16 protein-coding genes are annotated in these 19689 nt (G+C 69.7%); 11 read left to right on the top strand and 5 right to left on the bottom strand.

Annotated features, from left to right (window positions below; translation table 11 throughout):
- The first annotated feature begins 72 nt into the window (after positions 1-72).
- Both pta and ACQP1O_RS41045 read left to right on the top strand, forming a co-directional pair.
- The gene (pta, locus tag ACQP1O_RS41050) at positions 73-2151 is read left to right on the top strand and encodes a phosphate acetyltransferase (protein ID WP_433563635.1); all 2079 of its coding nucleotides are present in this window, start codon (positions 73-75) and stop codon (positions 2149-2151) included.
- Positions 2151-3347, top strand: coding sequence for an acetate kinase (locus ACQP1O_RS41045; protein WP_433563634.1), 1197 nt, complete (start codon positions 2151-2153; stop codon positions 3345-3347). Before pta ends, ACQP1O_RS41045 begins: the two co-directional genes overlap by 1 nt.
- 209 nt (positions 3348-3556) lie before the next feature.
- Here the strand turns inward: ACQP1O_RS41045 and ACQP1O_RS41040 are convergent, their stop codons facing one another.
- The 3 genes from ACQP1O_RS41040 to ACQP1O_RS41030 are packed head-to-tail and all read right to left on the bottom strand — an operon-like array spanning position 3557 to position 8294.
- On the bottom strand, positions 3557-5977 hold the full coding sequence (locus ACQP1O_RS41040; RefSeq protein WP_433563633.1) for a tetratricopeptide repeat protein: 2421 nt from the start codon (positions 5975-5977) through the stop codon (positions 3557-3559).
- 2 nt (positions 5978-5979) lie between these two features.
- On the bottom strand, positions 5980-6966 hold the full coding sequence (locus ACQP1O_RS41035; protein ID WP_433563632.1) for a glutamate ABC transporter substrate-binding protein: 987 nt from the start codon (positions 6964-6966) through the stop codon (positions 5980-5982).
- Entirely contained in the window at positions 6963-8294 is a 1332-nt protein-coding gene (locus ACQP1O_RS41030; protein WP_433563631.1) for a hypothetical protein, read from the bottom strand. Before ACQP1O_RS41030 ends, ACQP1O_RS41035 begins: the two co-directional genes overlap by 4 nt.
- Before the next feature lie 155 nt (positions 8295-8449).
- Here ACQP1O_RS41030 and ACQP1O_RS41025 point away from each other — a divergent pair, with 155 nt between their 5' ends.
- Both ACQP1O_RS41025 and ACQP1O_RS41020 read left to right on the top strand, forming a co-directional pair.
- Positions 8450-9124, top strand: coding sequence for an NUDIX domain-containing protein (locus ACQP1O_RS41025; RefSeq protein ID WP_433563630.1), 675 nt, complete (start codon positions 8450-8452; stop codon positions 9122-9124).
- Between the two features lie 3 nt (positions 9125-9127).
- Entirely contained in the window at positions 9128-11311 is a 2184-nt protein-coding gene (locus ACQP1O_RS41020) for a molybdopterin-containing oxidoreductase family protein (protein WP_433563629.1), read from the top strand.
- On the opposite strand, the gene thiE is transcribed toward ACQP1O_RS41020, so the two are convergent.
- The gene (gene thiE / locus ACQP1O_RS41015) at positions 11312-12013 is read right to left on the bottom strand and encodes a thiamine phosphate synthase (protein ID WP_433563628.1); all 702 of its coding nucleotides are present in this window, start codon (positions 12011-12013) and stop codon (positions 11312-11314) included. It lies immediately after the preceding gene.
- A gap of 153 nt (positions 12014-12166) precedes the next feature.
- Here thiE and thiO point away from each other — a divergent pair, with 153 nt between their 5' ends.
- From thiO to ACQP1O_RS40985, 6 genes are all read left to right on the top strand, one after another.
- Positions 12167-13252 carry a glycine oxidase ThiO gene (gene thiO, locus ACQP1O_RS41010; RefSeq protein WP_433563627.1) on the top strand — a complete coding sequence of 362 codons (1086 nt, stop codon included), beginning with the start codon at positions 12167-12169 and terminating at the stop codon, positions 13250-13252.
- The gene (gene thiS / locus ACQP1O_RS41005; protein WP_433563626.1) at positions 13249-13461 is read left to right on the top strand and encodes a sulfur carrier protein ThiS; all 213 of its coding nucleotides are present in this window, start codon (positions 13249-13251) and stop codon (positions 13459-13461) included. The genes thiO and thiS overlap by 4 nt, the downstream gene beginning before the upstream one ends.
- 28 nt (positions 13462-13489) lie before the next feature.
- Positions 13490-14248, top strand: a complete 759-nt coding sequence (locus ACQP1O_RS41000; protein ID WP_433567965.1) for a thiazole synthase — start codon at positions 13490-13492, stop codon at positions 14246-14248.
- 251 nt (positions 14249-14499) lie between these two features.
- Positions 14500-15468 carry an ABC transporter ATP-binding protein gene (locus ACQP1O_RS40995; protein ID WP_433563625.1) on the top strand — a complete coding sequence of 323 codons (969 nt, stop codon included), beginning with the start codon at positions 14500-14502 and terminating at the stop codon, positions 15466-15468.
- Positions 15468-16286: an ABC transporter permease gene (locus ACQP1O_RS40990; protein WP_379388622.1), complete on the top strand. Its 819-nt coding sequence runs from the start codon at positions 15468-15470 to the stop codon at positions 16284-16286. Before ACQP1O_RS40995 ends, ACQP1O_RS40990 begins: the two co-directional genes overlap by 1 nt.
- A 305-nt stretch (positions 16287-16591) precedes the next feature.
- Positions 16592-17593 (top strand): adenylate/guanylate cyclase domain-containing protein, encoded by a 1002-nt coding sequence (locus ACQP1O_RS40985; RefSeq protein ID WP_433563624.1) that lies wholly within the window; start codon positions 16592-16594, stop codon positions 17591-17593.
- 20 nt (positions 17594-17613) lie between these two features.
- On the opposite strand, the gene ACQP1O_RS40980 is transcribed toward ACQP1O_RS40985, so the two are convergent.
- Positions 17614-17772 (bottom strand): hypothetical protein, encoded by a 159-nt coding sequence (locus ACQP1O_RS40980; protein ID WP_354843480.1) that lies wholly within the window; start codon positions 17770-17772, stop codon positions 17614-17616.
- Between the two features lie 179 nt (positions 17773-17951).
- Between ACQP1O_RS40980 and ACQP1O_RS40975 the strand changes: the two genes are divergently transcribed.
- Positions 17952-19667, top strand: coding sequence for an acyclic terpene utilization AtuA family protein (locus ACQP1O_RS40975; protein WP_433563623.1), 1716 nt, complete (start codon positions 17952-17954; stop codon positions 19665-19667).
- The last annotated feature ends 22 nt before the right edge of the window (positions 19668-19689 follow it).

The following is a 19689-nucleotide window of genomic DNA, read 5'->3' as shown; positions in this document are numbered from 1 at the left end:
CCCCGAATATTCGCGGCCGGGTAACCGGGTAGGCGCGGAAATCAGCCCATAACGGTCGGTAGGCTTTCGCCCATGGCTGCCACACCGGTTTCCAGTGTGTACATCGCGTCCCCCGAGGGCGACACCGGCAAGTCGACGGTGGCGCTCGGTGTCCTGCAGGCCCTCGCGGCCACCACGCCGCGGGTGGGCGTGTTCCGGCCGATCACCAGGTCCGCGATCGGGCGCGACTACATTCTCGAGCTGCTGCTCGAGCACTCCACCTCCGATGTCGACTACGACCAGGCCATCGGCGTCACCTACGAACAGGTGCACGAGGATCCGGACGCGGCGATCAGCGAGATCGTCATGCGGTACCACGCGGTCGCCAAGCAGTGCGACGCGGTGCTCATCGTCGGCTCGGACTACACCGATGTCGCCAGCCCCAGCGAACTGCGCTACAACGCCCGAATCGCGGTGAACCTCGGCGCGCCCGTGCTGCTGGTGGTGCGCGGAATGGGCCGGACCCCTGAGGAATTGGGCCAGCTGGTGGAGCTGTGCCGCGCCGAGCTGGCGGCCGAGCACGCCAAGCTGGTGGCGGTGATCGCCAACCGGTGCGAGCCCGGGCAGCTGGAAGCCGATGCCGCCGCCCTGAAGCAGGCCTGCGCCGTGCCGTCCTGGGCGCTGCCCGAGGTGCCGCTGCTGCAGGCGCCCACCATGGAGGAGCTGCGCGAGGCCATCGGCGGCGAACTCTACAGCGGCGACCCGGAACTCATGCAGCGCGAGGCGCTCGAGGTGATCGTCGGCGGCATGACCGCCGAGCACATTCTGGAACGCCTCACCGACGGCGTCGCCGTCATCACCCCCGGTGACCGCTCCGATGTGCTGCTCGCGCTGGTGAACGCCCATGAGGCGGAGGGCTTTCCGTCGCTGGCCGGCATCATCATGAACGGCGGCATGCTGCCCGAGTCGTCCATCGCGCGACTGATGGCGGGCCTCAAACCCAAGCTGCCCATCCTCGCCACCGACCTCGGCACCTTCGAGACCGCCAAGGCCACCGCGCTCACCCGCGGCCGCGTCTCGCTGTCCAGCATCCGCAAGGTGGACACCGCGCTGGCCCTCATGGAGCAGCGGGTCGATCCGCGGGAACTGCTGCGGCAGATCGAGATTCCCATCCCGAACGTCGTCACCCCGCAGATGTTCGAGTACCAGCTCATCGACCGTGCCCGCAACGACCGCAAGCGCATCGTGCTGCCCGAGGGCGACGACGACCGCATTCTGCGCGCGGCCGGCCGGGTGCTGCAGCGCAAGATCGCCGACCTCACCATCCTCGGCGACGAGGCATCGGTGCGCGGCCGCGCCGCCGAGCTCGGCGTGGACATCGAGGCCGCCGAGGTGCTCGATCCCAAGACCTGCCCGCTGCGCGACGAATTCGCCGAGGAGTACGCCCGCCTGCGTGCCCACAAGGGCATGACGGTGGACCGCGCCCGCGAATTCATGAGCGACATCTCCTATTTCGGCACCATGATGGTGCACATGGGGGTCGCCGACGGCATGGTGTCGGGCGCGGCGCACACCACCGCGCACACCATCCGCCCGTCCTTCGAGATCATCAAGACCGAGCCGGGCGTGTCCACGGTGTCCAGCGTCTTCCTCATGTGCCTGGCCGACCGGGTGCTGGTGTATGGCGACTGCGCCGTGGTGCCGGACCCGACCTCCGACCAGCTGGCCGATATCGCCATCTCCTCCGCCCGCACCGCCGTCCAGTTCGGCATCGATCCGCGCGTGGCCATGCTCTCCTACTCCACGGGCGAGTCGGGGTCCGGCGCGGACGTCGACAAGGTGCGCGCCGCCACCAAGCTGGTGCACGATCGGGCGCCGGAACTGCTGGTGGAGGGGCCGATTCAATACGACGCCGCGATCGAGCCCACGGTGGCCAAGACCAAGCTGCCGAATTCCGAAGTGGCGGGCCAGGCGACGGTCTTCATCTTCCCGGACCTCAATACCGGCAACAACACCTACAAGGCGGTGCAGCGCAGCGCGGGGGCCGTCGCCATCGGCCCGGTGCTGCAGGGTCTGCGCAAGCCGGTCAATGATCTGTCGCGGGGCGCGCTGGTCGCGGACATCGTGAACACCGTCGCGATCACCGCGATTCAGGCTCAGCAGGAGGCGTGATGAAGGTTCTGGTGATCAATTCCGGATCCTCGTCCATCAAATATCAGCTGCTCGATCCGGCGACCGCCGATGTGTGCGCGCAGGGCGTGGTGCAGCGCATCGGCGAGGCGGTCGAGCCGGATGCGGTGACCGTCGAACACACCTCGGGCGAGAAGACTTTCGAATATCAGGGGCCCATCACCGATCACGCGCAGGGCCTGCGGGTGGTGTTCGATCTGTTCATCGCGAGCGGCCAGGATCTGGCGCACGCGGATCTGGCCGCGGTCGGGCACCGGGTGGTGCACGGCGGTGAGGTCTTCTACCAGCCGACACTCATCACCGACGCGGTGGTGCAGGCCATCGTCGACCTGTCCTCCCTTGCGCCGCTGCACAATCCGCCCAATGTCATCGGCATCGAGTCGGCGCGCGCGCTGCTGCCGGACGTGCCGCAGGTCGCGGTGTTCGACACCGCGTTCTTCCACAATCTGCCCGCCGCGGCGAAGACCTACGCCATCGACGCGGAAATCGCGGCGGCGCACGGTGTTCGCAAGTACGGTTTTCACGGCACCTCGCACGATTACGTGTCCGGCCAGGCCGCGGCCTTCCTCGGGAAGGACCGAACCGAGCTCAACCAGATCGTGCTGCACCTCGGCAACGGTGCGTCGGCCTCGGCCATTCGGGCCGGGCAGGCGGTGGACACCTCCATGGGCCTGACGCCGCTGGAGGGCCTGGTCATGGGAACCCGGTCCGGGGATCTGGATCCGGGGATCATCTTCCACCTCATCCGCACCGCGGACATGGATGTGAACGATGTGGACGCCCTGCTCAACCGGAACTCCGGGATCAAGGGCATCTCCGGTGTCAATGACTTCCGGGAGCTCGGCCGTCTCATCGAAACCGGCCATCCGACAGCGAAATTGGCGTTCGACGTCTACATCCACCGGTTGCGCCGCTACATCGGCGCGTACCTTGTCGAGCTTGGGAAGGCGGACGCCATCACCTTCACAGCCGGTGTCGGTGAGAACGACGCCAAGGTGCGCGCCGAGTCGCTGGCGGGACTGGAGCGGTACGGGATTCGCATCGACGCCGACCGGAACGCCGCGAAAGACCGTACGGCCCGGCGCATCTCGACCGACGACTCGGACGTGTCGGTGCTGGTTGTCCCGACCAACGAGGAACTCGCCATCGCCCGCGCCGCCGCCGATCTGGTCGGCTGAGCGCCACGGCACCCGCAGAGCGATTCGGACTTCACGAAAACATCATGATGGGCCTGGCATGGTGGTCACCGGATCCGGTTCGCCCGGTCCACCGGAACCCGTGTCGCACCACGCACAACCGTGGTAGGGGCCGAAATTCCCTCGCCGGTCCCGCGGTTCGCAGACTGCCTCTGTGACCGCCGCGGGCGACACGGGGCTCTTCCGGTTCCTCAGAACCAGGACTTGGCACGCACCGCGTTGGCCAGATCCACCAGCGCGTACCGGTGGGTGCGTTCGGGCGCGGAGCGGGCCAGGCCGCGCAGGCCGGTCTCGATGCCGCGCCGCAGATCCCGCTCGGTGAACGGTGACCCGAACAGCTTGGAGCCGACCGATTTCGGCTGCTTCCCGGCCTGCACCCAGCCCAGCGCGATCCCCAGGGTGAGAATCCGCAGTTGGGCCGCGCGTCCCTCGCCGGGCGGCAGATCCTGCACCCGCGCCGCCGCCACCCGCAGCGTCGACTCGTCCAGTTCCGCGGCGGGCGCGCAGGTCAGCAGCATGAGAACAGCCGTCATCCGGGCCTCCGCGTAATGCCGTGAGGCGGGCGGCACCTGATCCAGCGCGTGCACGGCGGCGGTGATGTTCCCGGCCGCGGCCAGCTGGCGGGCCAGGCCGAAGGCCGCGCTCACCACGCCCCGATCGGTACGCCACACGGTGGCGTAGTAATTCTCGGCGTAGGACCGCCACTCCTCGGGATCTGGCGAATCCCAGTGCTGGAGAATGAGTTCCGCGGTGGCGGCCAGCGCCAGCTTGGGTGCGATCTCGCCGGGCAGCGCCTCCAGCACGGCGTCGAAGCGGGCGAAAGCGCGCTCGTACTCCAGTTCCAGCAGCTCGGTCAGACCCAGGTACCAGTCGATGCGCCAGTCCGGGGCCGGCGGCAGCGGCTCGCCGGTGAGCCGGGCCAGCAGCATGCGGGCGGCCGCGGGCTCGTCGAGGTCCAGGTGGGCGCGGGCCTCGGCCAGCGTCACCTCCAGTTCGAAAGTCTCCGGTGCGCCGCCGGGTTCGGCTGCCGCGCGCTGGCGGGCGTGCCGCAGTTCGTCGAGGGAGTGCCGGGGTTCGGGATGCGCGGCCCCGGCCAGCAGCGGCGCGGACGGGTCGCCCGGATCGATGATGGGCACCGGCAGCGCCGCCACCACGTCGCCGGGCTGCAGCAGGGTGTCGCGGGCGATGCCGTCGATGATGCCATCGGTCTGCGCGATGAGCTCGCCGGTGCCGAAACTGGTGCGCGGCGGGCTGAACAGGGTGGACAGCTGTGGATGCTCATTGCCGGTCTCGACGGCCAGGATCTCCCGCAGCACGCCGGTGAGCTGGGTGGCCAGCAGGCGCGCGGAAGGGAAGCGGCGCTCCGGGTCCGGGTGGGTGGCGCGCAACAGCAGCCGGTAGAGGAACGGGTGCCGGGCCAGCACCGGCTGCTCGTTCGGATCCGGGATGCCGTCGACGTAGGCGCCGCGCTCCATCGGCAGGTGCAGGGTGAGCACGGCCAGCGTGCGGCCCACGGTGTAGATGTCGGAGGCCACCGTCGGCCCCGTGTGCGCGATCTCGGGCGCCTGGAATCCCCTGGTGCCGTACAGGTTTCCGTACGCCTCGAACTGGGTGACCGCGCCCAGGTCGATGAGCTCCACCCGGTCGGTGGTGATCATGATGTTGTCGGGCTTGAGATCGTTGTAGGCCAGTCCCACCGAATGCAGATAGTCCAGGGCCGGAAGGATTTCCAGCAGGTAGGCGATGGCCTCGGCGACCGGCATGCGGTCGGGCGCATGGTGATCGAGCAGATCGCGCAGCGAATGCCCGCCCACGTACTCCATGACGATGTAGCCGATCGGCGTCCCGTCCGGCCCCGGGTGCTCCACGAAGTTGTGGATCTTCACGATGCTCGGGTGCACGACCTCGGCCAGGAACTGCCGCTCCGCCAGCGCGACCGCCTGCGCCTCGGCGTCACCGGCGTGCAACAGGCCCTTGAGCACCACCCAGCGGTCGCTCACATTGCGGTCGATGGCCAGGTAGATCCAGCCCAGTCCGCCGTGCGCGATACAGCCCTGGATCTCGTACTGGCCCGCCACCCGGTCGCCGGGATACAGCGAGGGCCGGAAATCGTAAGGCGCGCCGCAGGTCTGGCAGGTGCCCGCGGTGGTGGACACCTGGGTCGGGGTGGCCCGCCCGACCGGCTTGCCGCACCGCCAGCAGAACCGCCGCCCCTCGGCCACCACCGGATCGTCGAGCACGGCGGCTTCCGGATCCACCGGCTCCACCGCCGGGATCGGCACCAGTCCGGCCCCGAGCCGCCGCACCACGGGGCGCGGGCGGGTCATGCGGGCGGTGCGCTGGGAGGGCCGGGTCGGGGTGCGCGGCTCGCCCTCGACGCTCGAAACATTAGGCGCCACCGGTTTTTCCGGTTCCACGACGGTCGGCTCCGTGCCGGGGGAGTCCGCGCGGGGCGTCGGCTCGGTGCGTGGGGCGGGTCGGGTGCCCGCGTCGTCGTCGCCGGCCGGTGCGTGCCGCGTCGTCAGCTCGGTCCGGGCGGGCCAGTACGGCCCCACGGTCATCTCGGTGCGAGCGACGGCCTGAGTCCCCTCGGGCTGCTCCGGTGTGGTCATCGTCAGTCCTGATACCTCGGGGGCGGCGGAATGGCGGCGTCGCCGAGCTCGGTCACCAGCCAGCGGCGATAGAGCCGGTTCCAGGTCCCGTCCGCGCGAATGCGTTCCAGGGTGCCGTTGACGAAGCGGACCAGATCGTCAGCGCCCTTGGAGATGCCGATCCCGTACTGCTCGGTGCTCAGGTCGGGCCCGACCACCTCGGTGGCCGGATCCTGCTCGGCCAGCCCGGCCAGCACGGTGTCGTCGGTGCTGACCGCGTCCACCTGCCGCTGCTGCAGCACCACCAGACAGTCGGCCCAGCTGGGCACGGTGAGGATGGACGCGGCGGGCTGCGAGCGCCGGATCAGGTCCAGGGAGGTGGTGCCGTTGACCACGCACAGCCGTTTGCCCGCCAGATCGGCCAGGCCGTTGATGCCCGAGTTGCGCACGGCAAGCACGCGCTGATGCGCCTGCAGATACGAGGTGGAGAAGGTAACCGTCTGCCGCCGTTGACAATTGATGGTCATGGTCTTCACCACCACGTCCACGGTGTGCTCCTGTAGCGCCCGCTCGCGGTCGGCGGAGCCGAGGATCCGGAACTCCAGCGCCGCCGGATCGCCCAGCAGGTCCCGGGCCAGCTCGCGGGCGATCTCCACATCGAATCCGGCGAGCGTGCCGGTGGTCGGATCCCGGAAGCTGAACAGATTGCTGCCCGGGTCCAGGCCCACCAGCAGCCGCCCCCGCGTCCGGATGGCGTCGATGTCCGGTCCGCTCCTGGTGCCGTTGGGCCGCAGGCTCGCGGTCGGGTCACCGCAGTCGGCCACCTCCGGCGGCGGCGCGCTCTGGGTCTGTGCCGCAACGGCTCCCGACGGCAGTGGCGGCTCGATATAGCTGGGCACCCGGGTCGAGGGCGCGGGTGGCGGGGGATTGGTGTCCCCGCAGGCGGCCGTGCAGGCCACGGCCGCGGCCAGGGCCGCGAGAGTCAGGGAGCGGACGGGTCTTCGGGTCATCGGTACTCCCGCAATCGGGGCCAGAGCCCGGCCGCGATCAGCACGGCGGCGGCGGTGCTCAGCACCAGCGCCCCGGGGCCGAGCAGGTCCAACGTGCGGGCGGCGTGCGAGGTGTCGGTGCGCAGCATGTCCCGGGTGTCGGCGATGCCGTCGCCGAGGGCGCGGTCCAGCGCCTCGGTCTGGGCGGTGGCCTCGTTGGCGCCCGGCCCGGTGGCGACCGCGGCCGCGCCGACGAAGTCGCCCTTGGACAGGGCGTCGTTCATGCGCTGGTGCGCGGCCCGCCAGCGGTCCAGGGCGGCCGCCGCGGTCTGCACGTCGCTCGCCCCGGGCGCGTCGGTTCGATAGCCGGACAGGATATTTCGCAGTTTGTCGATGGCCTGGTCGTAGGCCTTGTCGTAGTCCGCGCTGGTGTCGCGGCGCACCAGCTTGAGGGTTTCCGCGGTGCGAGCCTGCTGGGCCAGGATGCGGCTCTGGGTGAGCGCCGCGGTGGGGGTGCTGCCCTCGTCGCGGGCGTGGGTGGTGTCCACCGCGGAGATGAATCCCGCGATCACCGTCCAGGCCAGCAGCGCCACCATGGTCCCGGTGGCCAGCAGCAGCCCGAGATTCAGCACCCGGTGCCAGCGCCGGTACAGGAACAGCTGTGCCGCGATCAGCGCTGCCACCACCAGCAGCGGCAGCAGGATGGCGGGCCAGGGCGGGCGCAGGTGCGTGTGCTGGGTGGAGGTGATGGCGGTGGACCGGTGCTCCTGCAGTTCCTGCGCCATCGGCAGCAGCGTCCCCTGCATGAGGTTGGACGCCTCGCTCAGATAGGCCGCGCCCACCGGCTCCCCGGCGCGGTTGTTGGCCCGCGCGGTCTCGATGACACCGGTGTACACCGGCAGTCCGGTGGCGATGCCGCTGCGCAGCTGCGTATCCGTGTCCCCGTCACTGAGATTGGACTGGGTCACCAGTTCGGCCGCGGCCTCGCCGACCGCCTGGTTGTACCGGTCGCGCACCGGCTTCGGTTCCAGCCCACCGGAAATGAAGGCGGCACCGGCCGAGGCGTCGGCCACCGACAGCGAGGTGTAGAGCCGCTGCGCCGAATAGGCATCGGGCTCCGACTGATCCAGCAGGACGTCCAGGGCGTGTTGCCGGTTGGTCACCGCGGTGGCGGTCACGATGCCGGCCGCCACGCACAGGCTCAGCAGGACCAGCCCGATGGCGATCAGTTTGGCCGGGGAGGACTGGGCGAAACTGCGCAGTTCGGTGGTCGCGAAGCGTTCGCGCCAGGCCGCCGCGGCGTTGCGGGGGGACAGCTCCGCGAGCCGCAATTCCTCGGTGCGAGCCATCCTCACCTCCTACCGACCGATATCGAACGACCGACTTGTTGCTGCCGGATGAGCTTATTGTGGACGTACCGCCGCTGTGACGCGGGAATCCCGGCGGTGTGCTCCGCCGAGCGGGGCTGTGCACGGCAGTGTGGTCGGACGATGGGATTGCGAAGATGCGTGGTGATGGGGACGGGTGGGCGGAGAGTCCGGATGGCACCCGCCAGTGGGGTCGTTTCGGCGCTGCCGGACTGTTGCTGCGCGCCCCGCTGGCCGGCGGCGGATCTGCAGTCCTGATGCATCATCGGGCCGCCTGGACCCATCAGGGCGGCACCTGGGCGCTTCCCGGCGGAGCCCGCGATTCCCACGAGACCAGCGTGCACGCGGCCGTCCGCGAGGCCGAGGAGGAAGCGGGTATCGCGCCCGGCTCGATCCGGGTGCGCGGATCCCGCGTGACCGCGACCGCGCCCAGTGGCTGGACCTACACCACCGTCATCGCCGATGCCGCCGATCAGCTGCGCACCCGCGGCAACAAGGAGAGCCAGGACCTGATCTGGGTGCCCGAGGACGAGGTCGAGGACCGGCCGCTGCACCCCGGATTCGCCGCCGCCTGGCCCGCCCTGCGCGCCACGCCCACCCTGATCAGACTCGAGGGAATCGCCGATACCGGCGCGGTGGCGGCCGCGTTGCCGCGCACCCTGGATCTGGCCGGGCAGGGATTCCTCTGGCTGCATTCGAATGGTGACGGGGTCGGCCGCACCGCCCGCATCGGCGCGCCCGAATCGGTCACGGACCAGATCGATTTGGCCGGAAATGTGTTGTTCCTCACTCTGGACCAGGTGTTGTCTTGAGGCGTGACAACGCGCGAGCTCCCCACCTACTGCCGGATCTGTGAGCCCCTCTGCGGGCTGATCGCCACCGTCGAGGACGGAAAGCTGGTGCGCCTGCGCGCCGACAAGGACCATCCGCTCTCCCGCGGCAACGCCTGCCCCAAGGGCATCGCCTTCACCGAGATCCAGAACGATCCCGACCGGGTGCTGTATCCCTTGCGGCGCACGGCCTCCGGCGAGTTCGAGCGGGTCTCCTGGGACACGGCGCTGGATGAGATCGGCGAGCGTCTGCGCGAGCTCATCCGCGAGCACGGAATCGAGAGTCTCGGCTGGTATTTCGGCAATCCGTGCTCGTTCTCCTATTCACACACCCTGTGGATGGTGGGTTTCCAGCTGGCCGCCGGGCTGAAGCACGTGTATTCGGCGGGTTCCCAGGACGTCAACAACCGCTTCGTGGCCAGCGAGCTGCTCTACGGCTCCCTCACCACCGTGCCGGTGCCCGATCTGGACCGCACCGATTTCCTGCTCATGCTGGGCGCGAATCCCCTTGTCTCGCACGGCAGTGTGCTGAGCGCGCCGCGTATCCGAGAGAAGCTCACCGCCATCACGAAGCGGGGCGGGCGTGTGGTGGTGGTCGACCCGCGAAACACCGAGACCGCCAAGCTGTTCGAGCACGTCGGCGTGCGACCGGACGGTGACGCCTGGTTGCTGGCCGCCCTGTTGCAGGTGATCTTCGACGAGGGTCTGGAAGACACCGGGGCGCTGCGCCGCCAGGCCGGCGGAGCACGTGAATTGCGGGATGCCGTAGCGCGTTTCACACCCGAATACACCGCCGAGGTCACCGGCCTCGAGCCCGATCGGGTGCGCGCCCTGGCCCGCGATCTGGCCCGCGCCGAATCCGCCGCGGTCTACGGCCGCACCGGCACCTGCCTGGGCAGGCACGCGACCCTGGTGGCCTTCCTCATCGACGTCCTGTCCCTGGTGACCGGAAACCTCGACAGGCCGGGCGGTTCGGTCTTCGGCAAGGAGCTGGTGGCGGTCTCCGAGCTGAGCGCCCGCCTCGGTTTCGCCGGCTACGGCAAGAACCATTCCCGCATCGGCGGATTCCCGGACGTGCTGGGCACCTTCCCGGCCGCCATCATGGCCAAGGAGATCACCACGCCCGGCCCGGGGCGGCTGCGCGCCCTGTTCACCTCGGCGGGCAATCCGGTCTCCTCGGTGCCCAACGGCCGCGAACTGGCCGCCGCGCTCACCGAACTGGACCTGTTCGTTTCCATAGACATATATGTCAACGACACCAACCGGGCCGCCGACTACATCCTCCCGGCGACCACCTTCCTGGAGCGCGACGATATTCCGCTGCCGTTCACCGCGTTCTCCCCGACGCCGTACACCCAGTACACCGAGCGGGTCGTCGAACCGTACGGGGAGGCTCGCGAGGAATGGCGGATCATCGACGCCATCGCGACCCGGATCGGCGTGCAGCCCTTCGCCGTCGGTCCGGCCCGCCCGGCCGGTCGGCTGCTGAGCGCCCTGCGCCGCCACGTCCCCGGCCTCGGCTCCGCCCGTCCCACCCCGACCCTGCTGGCCGACCTGGCCCTGCGCACCGGCCCCTACGGCGACCGATTCGGCCTGCGCCGCAATGGCCTCAGCCTGCGCATGCTGCGCCGTCACCCGCACGGGGTGGTGCTCGCCGACAGCATCGCCACCGGGGTGCTGCGGAACGTGGTGCGGCACAAGGGGGGTCGCGTGCGGCTGGATCCGGACGAGATCATCGGCGAACTGCGCACGCTCGGCGCGCGGCCGGCCGATCCCGCCTATCCGCTGCGCGTCATCGGCCTGCGCGAACTCAAATCCCACAACTCGTGGATGCACAATGCCGAGCCGCTCATGCGCGGCGATCGCGAGCATGCCGCCCGCATCAACCCCAAAGACGCGGCGGTGGCGGGCATTTCCGACGGCGACCGCTGCCGGGTCACCTCCGCGCACGGCGCCATCGAGGTGACCGCCCGGCTCACCGAGGACATGACCGAGGGCACCGTGGCCATTCCGCACGGCTGGGGTCATGACGGCGGCTGGCAGCGCGCCAATGCCGCCGGGGGCGCGAACGTGAACGACCTGATGTCGACCGATCTCGCCGATGTGGAACGCCTCGCGGGCATGTCGAATCTGAACGGCGTCCCGATCCGCCTCGACCCGGTCGGCTAGCTAGCGGTCGTTCTCCAGGATCCGCTGCTTGATGCCGCGGGCGGCGGCCTCCGGATCGTCGGCCTCGGTAATGGCCCGCACCACCACGATTCGCGTCGCGCCCGCGTCCAGCACCTCGGGCAGGCTGCGGGCGTCGATGCCGCCGATGGCGAACCACGGCCGCTGGGTGTGCGAATCGGCGGTGGACCGGACCAGGTCGATGCCCGCGGGGGTGCGGCCCGGCTTGGTCGGGGTGGCGTACACCGGCCCGGTGCAGAAGTAGTCGATGTGCTCGTCCACCGCGGCCAGCCCGGCCTGCGCGCGATTGTGCGTGGAACGGCCCAGCACCACCTCGCCGCCCAGGATCTGCCGCGCGTACCAGGGCGGCAGGTCGCCCTGCCCCAGGTGCAGCACGTCCACCCCGGCCGCGAGCGCGATATCGGCGCGGTCGTTGCACGCGACCAGGGCGCCGTGGCGGCGGGCGGCGGCCTTCAGCTCGGCCAGCGCACCCAGTTCGGCCTTGGCCTCGAGCGGCCCGAACTGCTTCTCCCCGGGCGAGCCCTTGTCCCGCAGCTGGATGATGTCGACGCCGCCGGCCAGGGCCGCCTCGGCGAACTCCGCCAGGTCACCGCGTTCCCGGCGGGCGTCGGTGCACAGGTAGAGCCGCGCGGTGACGAGGCGTTCCCGTGGGGTGGCGGGCCGGTTCGGGTGGGAGGGTTGCACAGCTTCGACGGTAGTCGCGCTACGGTGTTCGAGTCGAAACGACCCGAGGGAGCGCATCCGGCGTACCGGTGCGCGACACTCCCGCCGAGTCCACTGTTTCGAGCGATATATATGCAGGTCCCGCGGATGCCGGGATGAGTTAGGTGGATTCACATGCGGACTCTGGCCGTCGTCGGCGGCGGTGTGATCGGACTTTCGATAGCCTGGCGTGCCGCCGGAGCGGGCTGGACCGTCACCCTCTTCGACCCGGCCGTGGGCTCCGGATCCTCGTGGGTGGCGGGCGGCATGCTCGCCCCGCTCTCGGAGGGCTGGCCCGGTGAGGACGCCGCTCTCGCCTTCGGCGCCGCCTCCCTGATCCGCTGGCCCGGTTTCGCCGCCGAGCTGCGGGCCGTCACCGGCACCGATGTCTTCGTCGCCGATCAGACCCTGACCGTCGCCCTGGACGGCGCCGATGCCGCCGACCTGCGCACCATCGCCGACTGGGTGAATGCCCGCGGCCACGAGCTGCGCCTGCTGGACCGCGCCGGGGTGCGTGCCGCCGAACCCGGGCTGGGCCGCGGCGTGCGCGCCGGACTGCTCGCCGTCGCCGAACCCGCCGTGGACAATCGCGCCCTGGTGACCGCGCTCCGAACCGCCTGTGCCGCGGCCGGAGTCGAGTTCCGCGCGGAGCGGGTGGAGTCGCCGGCGGGCCTGCCGCACGATCGCATCGTGCTCGCCACCGGCGCCGCGGCCGCCGACCTGTGGCCCGGTCTGCCGGTCCGCCCGGTGAAGGGCGAGATACTGCGCCTGCGCCGCCGCCCCAGCGCCCCGCTCGTGCCCGCCCGCGTGATCCGGGCCCGGGTGCACGGCCGCCCCATATATCTTGTGCCGAGGCGTGACGGAATCGTGCTGGGTGCAACACAATACGAAGTCGGGTTCGACAATGCCGTCACCGTCGCCGGTGTCCGCGACCTGGTCACCGATGCCGAGGCCGTGCTGCCGGGCATCGGCGAGTACGAATTCGCCGAGGCCATCGCGGGTTCGCGCCCGGGTTCGCCCGACAATCTGCCGCTGATCGGTTACCTGGACGAGCAGGTGATCGTGGCCGCGGGACACGGCCGCAACGGCATTCTCGACACCCCGGTCACCGCCGACGCCGTCCTGGCGTTGCTCGCCGACACCGAGCTGCCCGAGGCGCGCGTCGCGGACCCGCGCCGGTTCACCACCGCCGCACCGTTTCACCCAGGAGGAGTTCGATGACCGCAATCCCGGTCGGCGTCACCGTCAATGGTGAGGATCATGTTTTCCCCGACGAGCTCACCATCCGGCAGCTGCTGGAACGCCTGAGCCTGCCGTGCCAGGGCGTGGCGCTGGCCATCGACGGCGCGGTGTTCCCCAAATCCCGCTGGGACGAGCCGGTCGGCCGCGGCTGGGAGATCGAGGTGCTGACGGCGGTGCAGGGTGGTTAGCGCGACCGAACCGCTGGTCACCGAATCGCTGGTCACCGAACCGCTGGTCATCGCGGGCCGCGAGTTCGGCTCTCGGCTCATCATGGGCACCGGCGGCGCGGAGAACCTGGCCGTGCTGGAGGAGGCCCTGGTCGCCTCGGGCACCGAGCTGACCACGGTTGCCATGCGCCGGGTGGACGCTGCGGGCGGCACCGGCGTACTGGACCTGCTCGAGCGGCTGGAGATCGCCCCGCTGCCCAATACCGCCGGCTGCCGCACGGCCGCCGAGGCGGTGCTCACCGCCCAGCTGGCCCGCGAGGCTCTCGAAACCGATTGGGTGAAGCTGGAAGTCATCGCCGACGAGCGCACCCTGCTGCCCGACGCCATCGAATTGGTCGCCGCCGCAGAGCAATTGGTGGACGACGGCTTCACCGTGCTGCCCTACACCACCGACGACCCGGTGCTGGCCAAGCGCCTCGAGGACACCGGCTGCGCCGCGGTCATGCCCCTGGGCTCGCCGATCGGCACCGGTCTGGGCATCGGCAATCCGCACAATATCGAGATGATCGTGGCCGCCGCGGGTGTGCCGGTCATCCTCGACGCGGGCATCGGCACGGCCAGTGATGCCGCGCTGGCAATGGAACTCGGCTGCTCGGCGGTCCTGCTGGCCACCGCGGTCACCCGCGCCCGGCAGCCCGCGCTGATGGCCGCCGCCATGGCCCGCGCGGTCGAGGGCGGCCGGCTGGCGCGGCAGGCCGGGCGAATCCCCAAGCGCTTCTGGGCCCAGGCGTCCTCACCCGGATTCTGAAGCCGCGCTCTGGTTCGCGGCGCGTCTCGTTCTGGACTGCGGCTGGAATAGACCTCCGCCTTGGAGCGGGGGAGCGAAGCGGAGGAGCGGAGGAGGGAAGAACGAGACCTTCAGCGCCGCGAACCCGCCCGTAGCGAAGCGGAGGGCAAATTGGACACAGTCATCCTGAGGGAACAGTCATCCTGAGGGATGAGCGGCGCGCGACCATTTAGCGATAGTGCGCGCTCCATACATGGGGAAGACTGGTCGCCATGATCGAACTGAGAGGCCTGACCAAGCACTACGGCCAGACCGTCGCGGTGTCGGACCTGTCGTTCACGGTCCGTCCGGGGCAGGTGACCGGCTTCCTGGGCCCGAACGGGGCGGGCAAGTCGACCACCATGCGGATGATCCTGGGGTTGGACACGCCGACCTCCGGCACCGCCCTCATCGACGGTAAGCCGTACCACGACCTGAAGCGTCCGCTCGACACCGTCGGCGCGCTGCTGGACGCGAAGTGGGTGCATCCCAATCGTTCCGCGCGCTCGCACCTGCGGTGGATGGCCGCCTCCAATGACATTCCGCAGTCGCGGGTGGAGGAGGTGCTGCGCCTGGTCGGCCTGTCCGAGGTCGCCAACAAGAGCGCCGGTGGTTTCTCCCTGGGCATGTCGCAGCGGCTCGGCCTGGCCGGAGCCCTGCTCGGCGACCCGCAGGTGCTGCTGTTCGACGAACCGGTGAACGGCCTGGATCCCGAGGGCATTCTGTGGATCCGCCGTTTCATGCAGCGGCTGGCGGGTGAGGGCCGCACCGTGCTGGTGTCGAGCCATCTGCTCTCCGAAATGGCGCAGACCGCGGAGCATCTCGTCGTGATCGGCCGGGGCCGACTCATTGCCGACACCACCACAAAGGATTTCATCGAGAAGGCCTCGGAACAGTCTGTGCGCGTGCGCAGTCCGCAGTTGGATCAGCTGCGCAGCCTGCTCACCTCGAACGGCATGACGGTGCGCGAGGACGGCGCCCGGCCGGCCGGTAAAGAACCTGCAGAGGCGGACGGCCAGGCCCTGGTGGTCGCGGGCGTCACCAGCGACGCGGTCGGAAAACTGGCCGGCGCCAACGACATCACGCTCTACGAGCTCTCGCCGCAGCGCGCCTCGCTGGAGGAGGCGTTCATGCGCATGACCGGTGGCGCGGTGCAGTACCACGGCGAAGGCTTCGATCAGGTTATGGGAGGTGCGCTCTGATGGGAGTGCTCGCGGCGGAACGAATCAAGCTCACCTCGACCAAGTCCCCGGTCTGGTGCACGGCGCTGCTGGTGGTGTTCGCGCTGGGTATCGCGGCGCTGTTCAGCCTGGCCCTGAACGCGTCCTGGCGGGTATTCGAGGATCAGCTGGCCCAGGGCAAGATGACCCCGGCCGATGCGCCGTACGCGGAGAATTCGGTGGCGGGCCTGGGTATCACCGGCCTGGCCCAGGGCATTCCGGGTTTCGGCTACCTGATGGTCATGATCCTGGCGGCGCTGGCCGTCACCAGTGAATACCGCTTCGGCACCATCAAGACCACCTTCCTCGCGGTTCCCGGCCGGACCACCGTGCTGCTCACGAAGGCCGGTGTCATCGGGGTTGCTATGGCGTTGCTGAGTGCGGCGCTGACCTTCCTCGGCTTCTTCATCTTCAAGGTCATGGTGAACCACGACGCGGGCAGCCACCTGAGCCTGAGCAGTGGCGATCTGCGGGTTTTCTACGCCGTGCCGCTGTTCATCCTGCTGGTGGTCTTCCTGGCGGTCGGTGTGGGCACGCTGATCCGGCAGTCGGCGGGCGCGCTGTCGCTGCTGATCGTGTGGCCGGTCATCCTCGAGCCCATGGTCGGCGCATTCGGCAAGATCGGCCGGGAGATCCAGGTGCTGCTGCCGTTCCAGAACGCGGGCCTGTTCCTGGGTACCGTGGACGCCAAGTCGTCATACTGGCACTGGGGTCCGTGGGGTGGCCTGGTCTACTTCGCGGTCTTCGTGGGATTGATCTTCGCAGCCGCGTTGTTCGTGGTAAATAAGCGCGACGCGTAGAGCGCGGCGCACAGACCCTGCCCTAGGGGCCGCCGGCCACTGCCCGGCACGGCGGCGAGCATCGGCCCGATACGGATTCTCCGTATCGGGCCGATGTCATGACGAGCCAAAGTGTGTGCCAGCTAACTTTTCCTGTCGGCATGGATCGGTTGGCCGTCGTACTGGACGGTCGGTAGCATCGAAACAGCAACCAAACACTCAAACCTTCGGCGGGTCCAATGATGTGGCCGCTAGCACCGATCGGGAGGTGTCAGGTGGCAATCATTGATCCATTCCACGACGGAACGCTGAGATACGCTCTGGGCGTGAGCGAACGACCCTCCGACGGCGGTGAACGCGCCTCCGACGCGAACCGTACGGACGGACTGGGAACCGATCGCAGCCGGTCCCGCGAAGCGCCCGGCAGCCGGGCGCGGCAACCCCGCATCGACCCGGATGTGGTCATCCCCTTGATTCCCGCGGAACTTTCCGAGGACCCCGACGAAACCGAGTCGGAGCAGGGCCGGCGACGCGGCCGTTTCCCCGGGCAGCTCTCGGCCATGGTCAGTGCCGCCAATCAGCGCGGCGACATCATCGATGCCATCCGCAAGGCCCGCGAGAACCTGCCCGGTGATCCGGCCTTCGGCGATCCGCTCTCGGTCTCCGGACCCGGTGGTGCGCGCGCGGTGGCCCGCGCGGCGGACAAGCTGGTCGGTGATTCCCCCAGCGCCGCACGCGAATTGGGACTGGGTGCGCTGCAGGTCTGGCAGGCCGTGCTGGAGCGAATGGGCAAGGGCCGCGGCCCGCACGAGATCACCATCATGTTCACCGATCTGGTGGCCTTCTCCAGTTGGTCCCTGGCCGCGGGGGACGAGGTGACCCTGGACCTGCTGCGGCGGGTGGCCAAGGCCATCGAGCCGCCCATCGTGGATCGCGGCGGCCAGGTGGTCAAGCGCATGGGCGACGGCGTGATGGCCGTGTTCCCGTCCGCCGACCGGGCGGTGCGGGCGGCGGTGGCGGCCAAGGAGAACCTGTCGGCGGTGTCGGTGGACGGCTATCGCCCGCAGATGCGCCTGGGGCTGCACACCGGCAGCCCGCGCGAGATCGGCGGCGACTGGCTCGGCATCGATGTGAACATCGCGGCCCGCGTCATGGAGGCGGGCGGCAATGGCAACACCATGCTCTCGGGCGTGACGCTGGACTCGCTGCGCCCCGAGACGCTCGAGGAGCTCGGCCTGGGCGTAAAGCCCTATCGCCGTAGCTTTTTCGCGGCTCCCCTGAGCGGTGTCCCGGAAGACCTCCGTATCTTCCGCCTCGAAGCCGAGTGACGGTCCGCTGGGCCCGAGAGTCAGTTCGTCATCCAGAGCACCGCGCCCACGGCCGCGAGCACGCCGCAGACGGCTAGCCCGATGGCCAGTGGGCGCGAGGTCTTGAACAGCGAGTACGCCCCGCCGAGCAGGAATCCGGCGAGGGCGAGCAGGACGATCACGGTGACGTCTGAGGACACCTGTTCAGTGTGCCTGAAGGTTGCCTGCGCACCGGAGACCGGCCCCGACCTGGGATTCTGGAAAATAACAAGCACGCAGGCTTGATTTTTTAGGGGCGCGATGTGACCCTGTAAGCGATCGCAGCACCGAGGCTGCGCCGACCGCGCTGTGACAGCGCAGGTGTACAGGGAGGCCCGCCATGAGTCAGCTCGCCGACACTCCGGATCTGATTCGGATCGGCAACTGTTCCGGGTTCTACGGCGATCGCCTCAGCGCCATGCGGGAGATGCTCGAGGGCGGGCAGCTCGACGTGCTCACCGGCGACTATCTGGCCGAGCTCACCATGCTGATCCTGGGCCGCGATCGCATGAAGGACCCGAGCCTCGGCTACGCCAAAACATTCGTGAAGCAGCTGGAGGGCAGCCTCGGCCTGGCCCTCGAGTCCGGGGTGAAGATCGTCGCCAATGCGGGCGGGCTGAATCCGGCCGGGCTGGCCCAGCGGGTGCGGGAGGTGGCCGAAAAGCTCGGTCTCGCGCCGAAGGTCGCGTACGTGACCGGGGACGATCTGCTGGCGCGGGCCGGAGAGCTGGGACTGGGCACGCCGCTCACCGCGAACGCCTACCTCGGCGCGTGGGGCATCGCCGAATGCCTGACCGCGGGCGCGGACATCGTGGTGACCGGGCGGGTCACCGACGCCTCGGTGGTGGTCGGTCCCGCGGCCGCGCATTTCGGCTGGGGCCGAACCGATTACGACGCGCTGGCCGGTGCGGTGGTGGCGGGACACGTCATCGAGTGCAGCACCCAGGCCACCGGCGGCAATTTCGCCTTCTTCACCGAGATCGCCGATCTGGGGCGGCCCGGCTTCCCGATCGCCGAGGTGCGGCGCGATGGCAGCAGTGTCATCACCAAGCATGCGGGCACCGGCGGCGCGGTCACCGTGGACACGGTGAAAGCCCAGCTCATGTACGAGATCCAGAGCGCGCGCTACGCCGGGCCGGATGTCACGACGCGACTCGACACCATCCAGGTGAGCCAGGAGGGCCCCGACCGGGTGCTGATCAGTGGCGTGACCGGTGAGGCCCCGCCGCCGCAGACCAAGGTGTCGACCAACACCATCGGCGGATTCCGCAACGAGATGGAGTTCATCCTCACCGGCCTGGATATCGAGGCCAAAGCCGAACTGGCGCAACGGCAGCTGGAGTCCTGGCTGCCGGCGCGGCCCGCCCAGCTGGAGTGGACCCTGGCGCGGCTGGATCGGCCCGACGCCGACACCGAGGAGCAGGCCAGCGCCCTGCTGCGCTGTGTGGTCCGGGACCCGGATCCGAACAAGGTGGGACGCGCGTTCTCCAGTGTCGCCGTGGAATTGGCCCTGGCCAGCTTCCCCGGCTTCTCGCTGACGGCCCCGCCCGGCAACGGCGGTCCGTACGGGGTGTTCACGCCGGGATACGTGGATTCCAAGGAGATTCCGCACACGGCGGTGCTGGCGGACGGCACCGAGGTGGCGATCGCGCCGGCCGGGGAAACCCTGGAGCTGGATGCGGTCGTGGAACCCGAACTGCCGCAGCCGCTTCCGGCCGGAGCCACCACCCGCGCCCCGCTGGGCGCGATCGCCCTGGCCCGCAGTGGCGACAAGGGTGGCAATGCCAATATCGGCGTCTGGGTGCGTACCGAGGAGCAGTGGCGCTGGCTGGTGCACACGCTGACCGTCGACGAGCTGCGCCGGCTACTGCCCGAGACCGCCGCGCTGCCGGTCACCCGGCACGTGCTGCCGAATCTGCGGGCGCTGAACTTCATTGTCGAGGGTCTGCTCGGCGAGGGCGTGGCCTATCAGGCCCGTTTCGATCCGCAGGCCAAGGGGCTCGGCGAATGGCTGCGCGCCCGGTATCTGGACATTCCCGCGGAGTTGCTGCCGTGAGGCGGCGCGGCGGACCTGCGTT

The sequence above is a fragment of the Nocardia sp. CA-151230 genome, from assembly GCF_050942175.1.
Classification (GTDB): Bacteria; Actinomycetota; Actinomycetes; order Mycobacteriales; family Mycobacteriaceae; genus Nocardia.
This window is presented reverse-complemented; position numbering and strand designations above follow the sequence as displayed.

Bases quoted from the DNA above. Each gene is read 5' to 3' on its own strand.
- ACQP1O_RS41035 (WP_433563632.1), bottom strand. From the start codon at position 6,966: ATGACCCGAAGACCCGTCCGCTCCCTGACTCTCGCGGCCCTGGCCGCG.
- ACQP1O_RS41030 (WP_433563631.1), bottom strand. From the start codon at position 8,294: ATGGCTCGCACCGAGGAATTGCGGCTCGCGGAGCTGTCCCCCCGCAAC.
- thiS (WP_433563626.1), top strand. From the start codon at position 13,249: ATGACCGCAATCCCGGTCGGCGTCACCGTCAATGGTGAGGATCATGTT.
- ACQP1O_RS40995 (WP_433563625.1), top strand. From the start codon at position 14,500: ATGATCGAACTGAGAGGCCTGACCAAGCACTACGGCCAGACCGTCGCG.
- ACQP1O_RS41040 (WP_433563633.1), bottom strand. From the start codon at position 5,977: ATGACCACACCGGAGCAGCCCGAGGGGACTCAGGCCGTCGCTCGCACC.
- pta (WP_433563635.1), top strand. From the start codon at position 73: ATGGCTGCCACACCGGTTTCCAGTGTGTACATCGCGTCCCCCGAGGGC.
- ACQP1O_RS40990 (WP_379388622.1), top strand. From the start codon at position 15,468: ATGGGAGTGCTCGCGGCGGAACGAATCAAGCTCACCTCGACCAAGTCC.
- ACQP1O_RS41025 (WP_433563630.1), top strand. From the start codon at position 8,450: ATGCGTGGTGATGGGGACGGGTGGGCGGAGAGTCCGGATGGCACCCGC.
- ACQP1O_RS41045 (WP_433563634.1), top strand. From the start codon at position 2,151: ATGAAGGTTCTGGTGATCAATTCCGGATCCTCGTCCATCAAATATCAG.
- thiO (WP_433563627.1), top strand. From the start codon at position 12,167: ATGCGGACTCTGGCCGTCGTCGGCGGCGGTGTGATCGGACTTTCGATA.
- ACQP1O_RS40975 (WP_433563623.1), top strand. From the start codon at position 17,952: ATGAGTCAGCTCGCCGACACTCCGGATCTGATTCGGATCGGCAACTGT.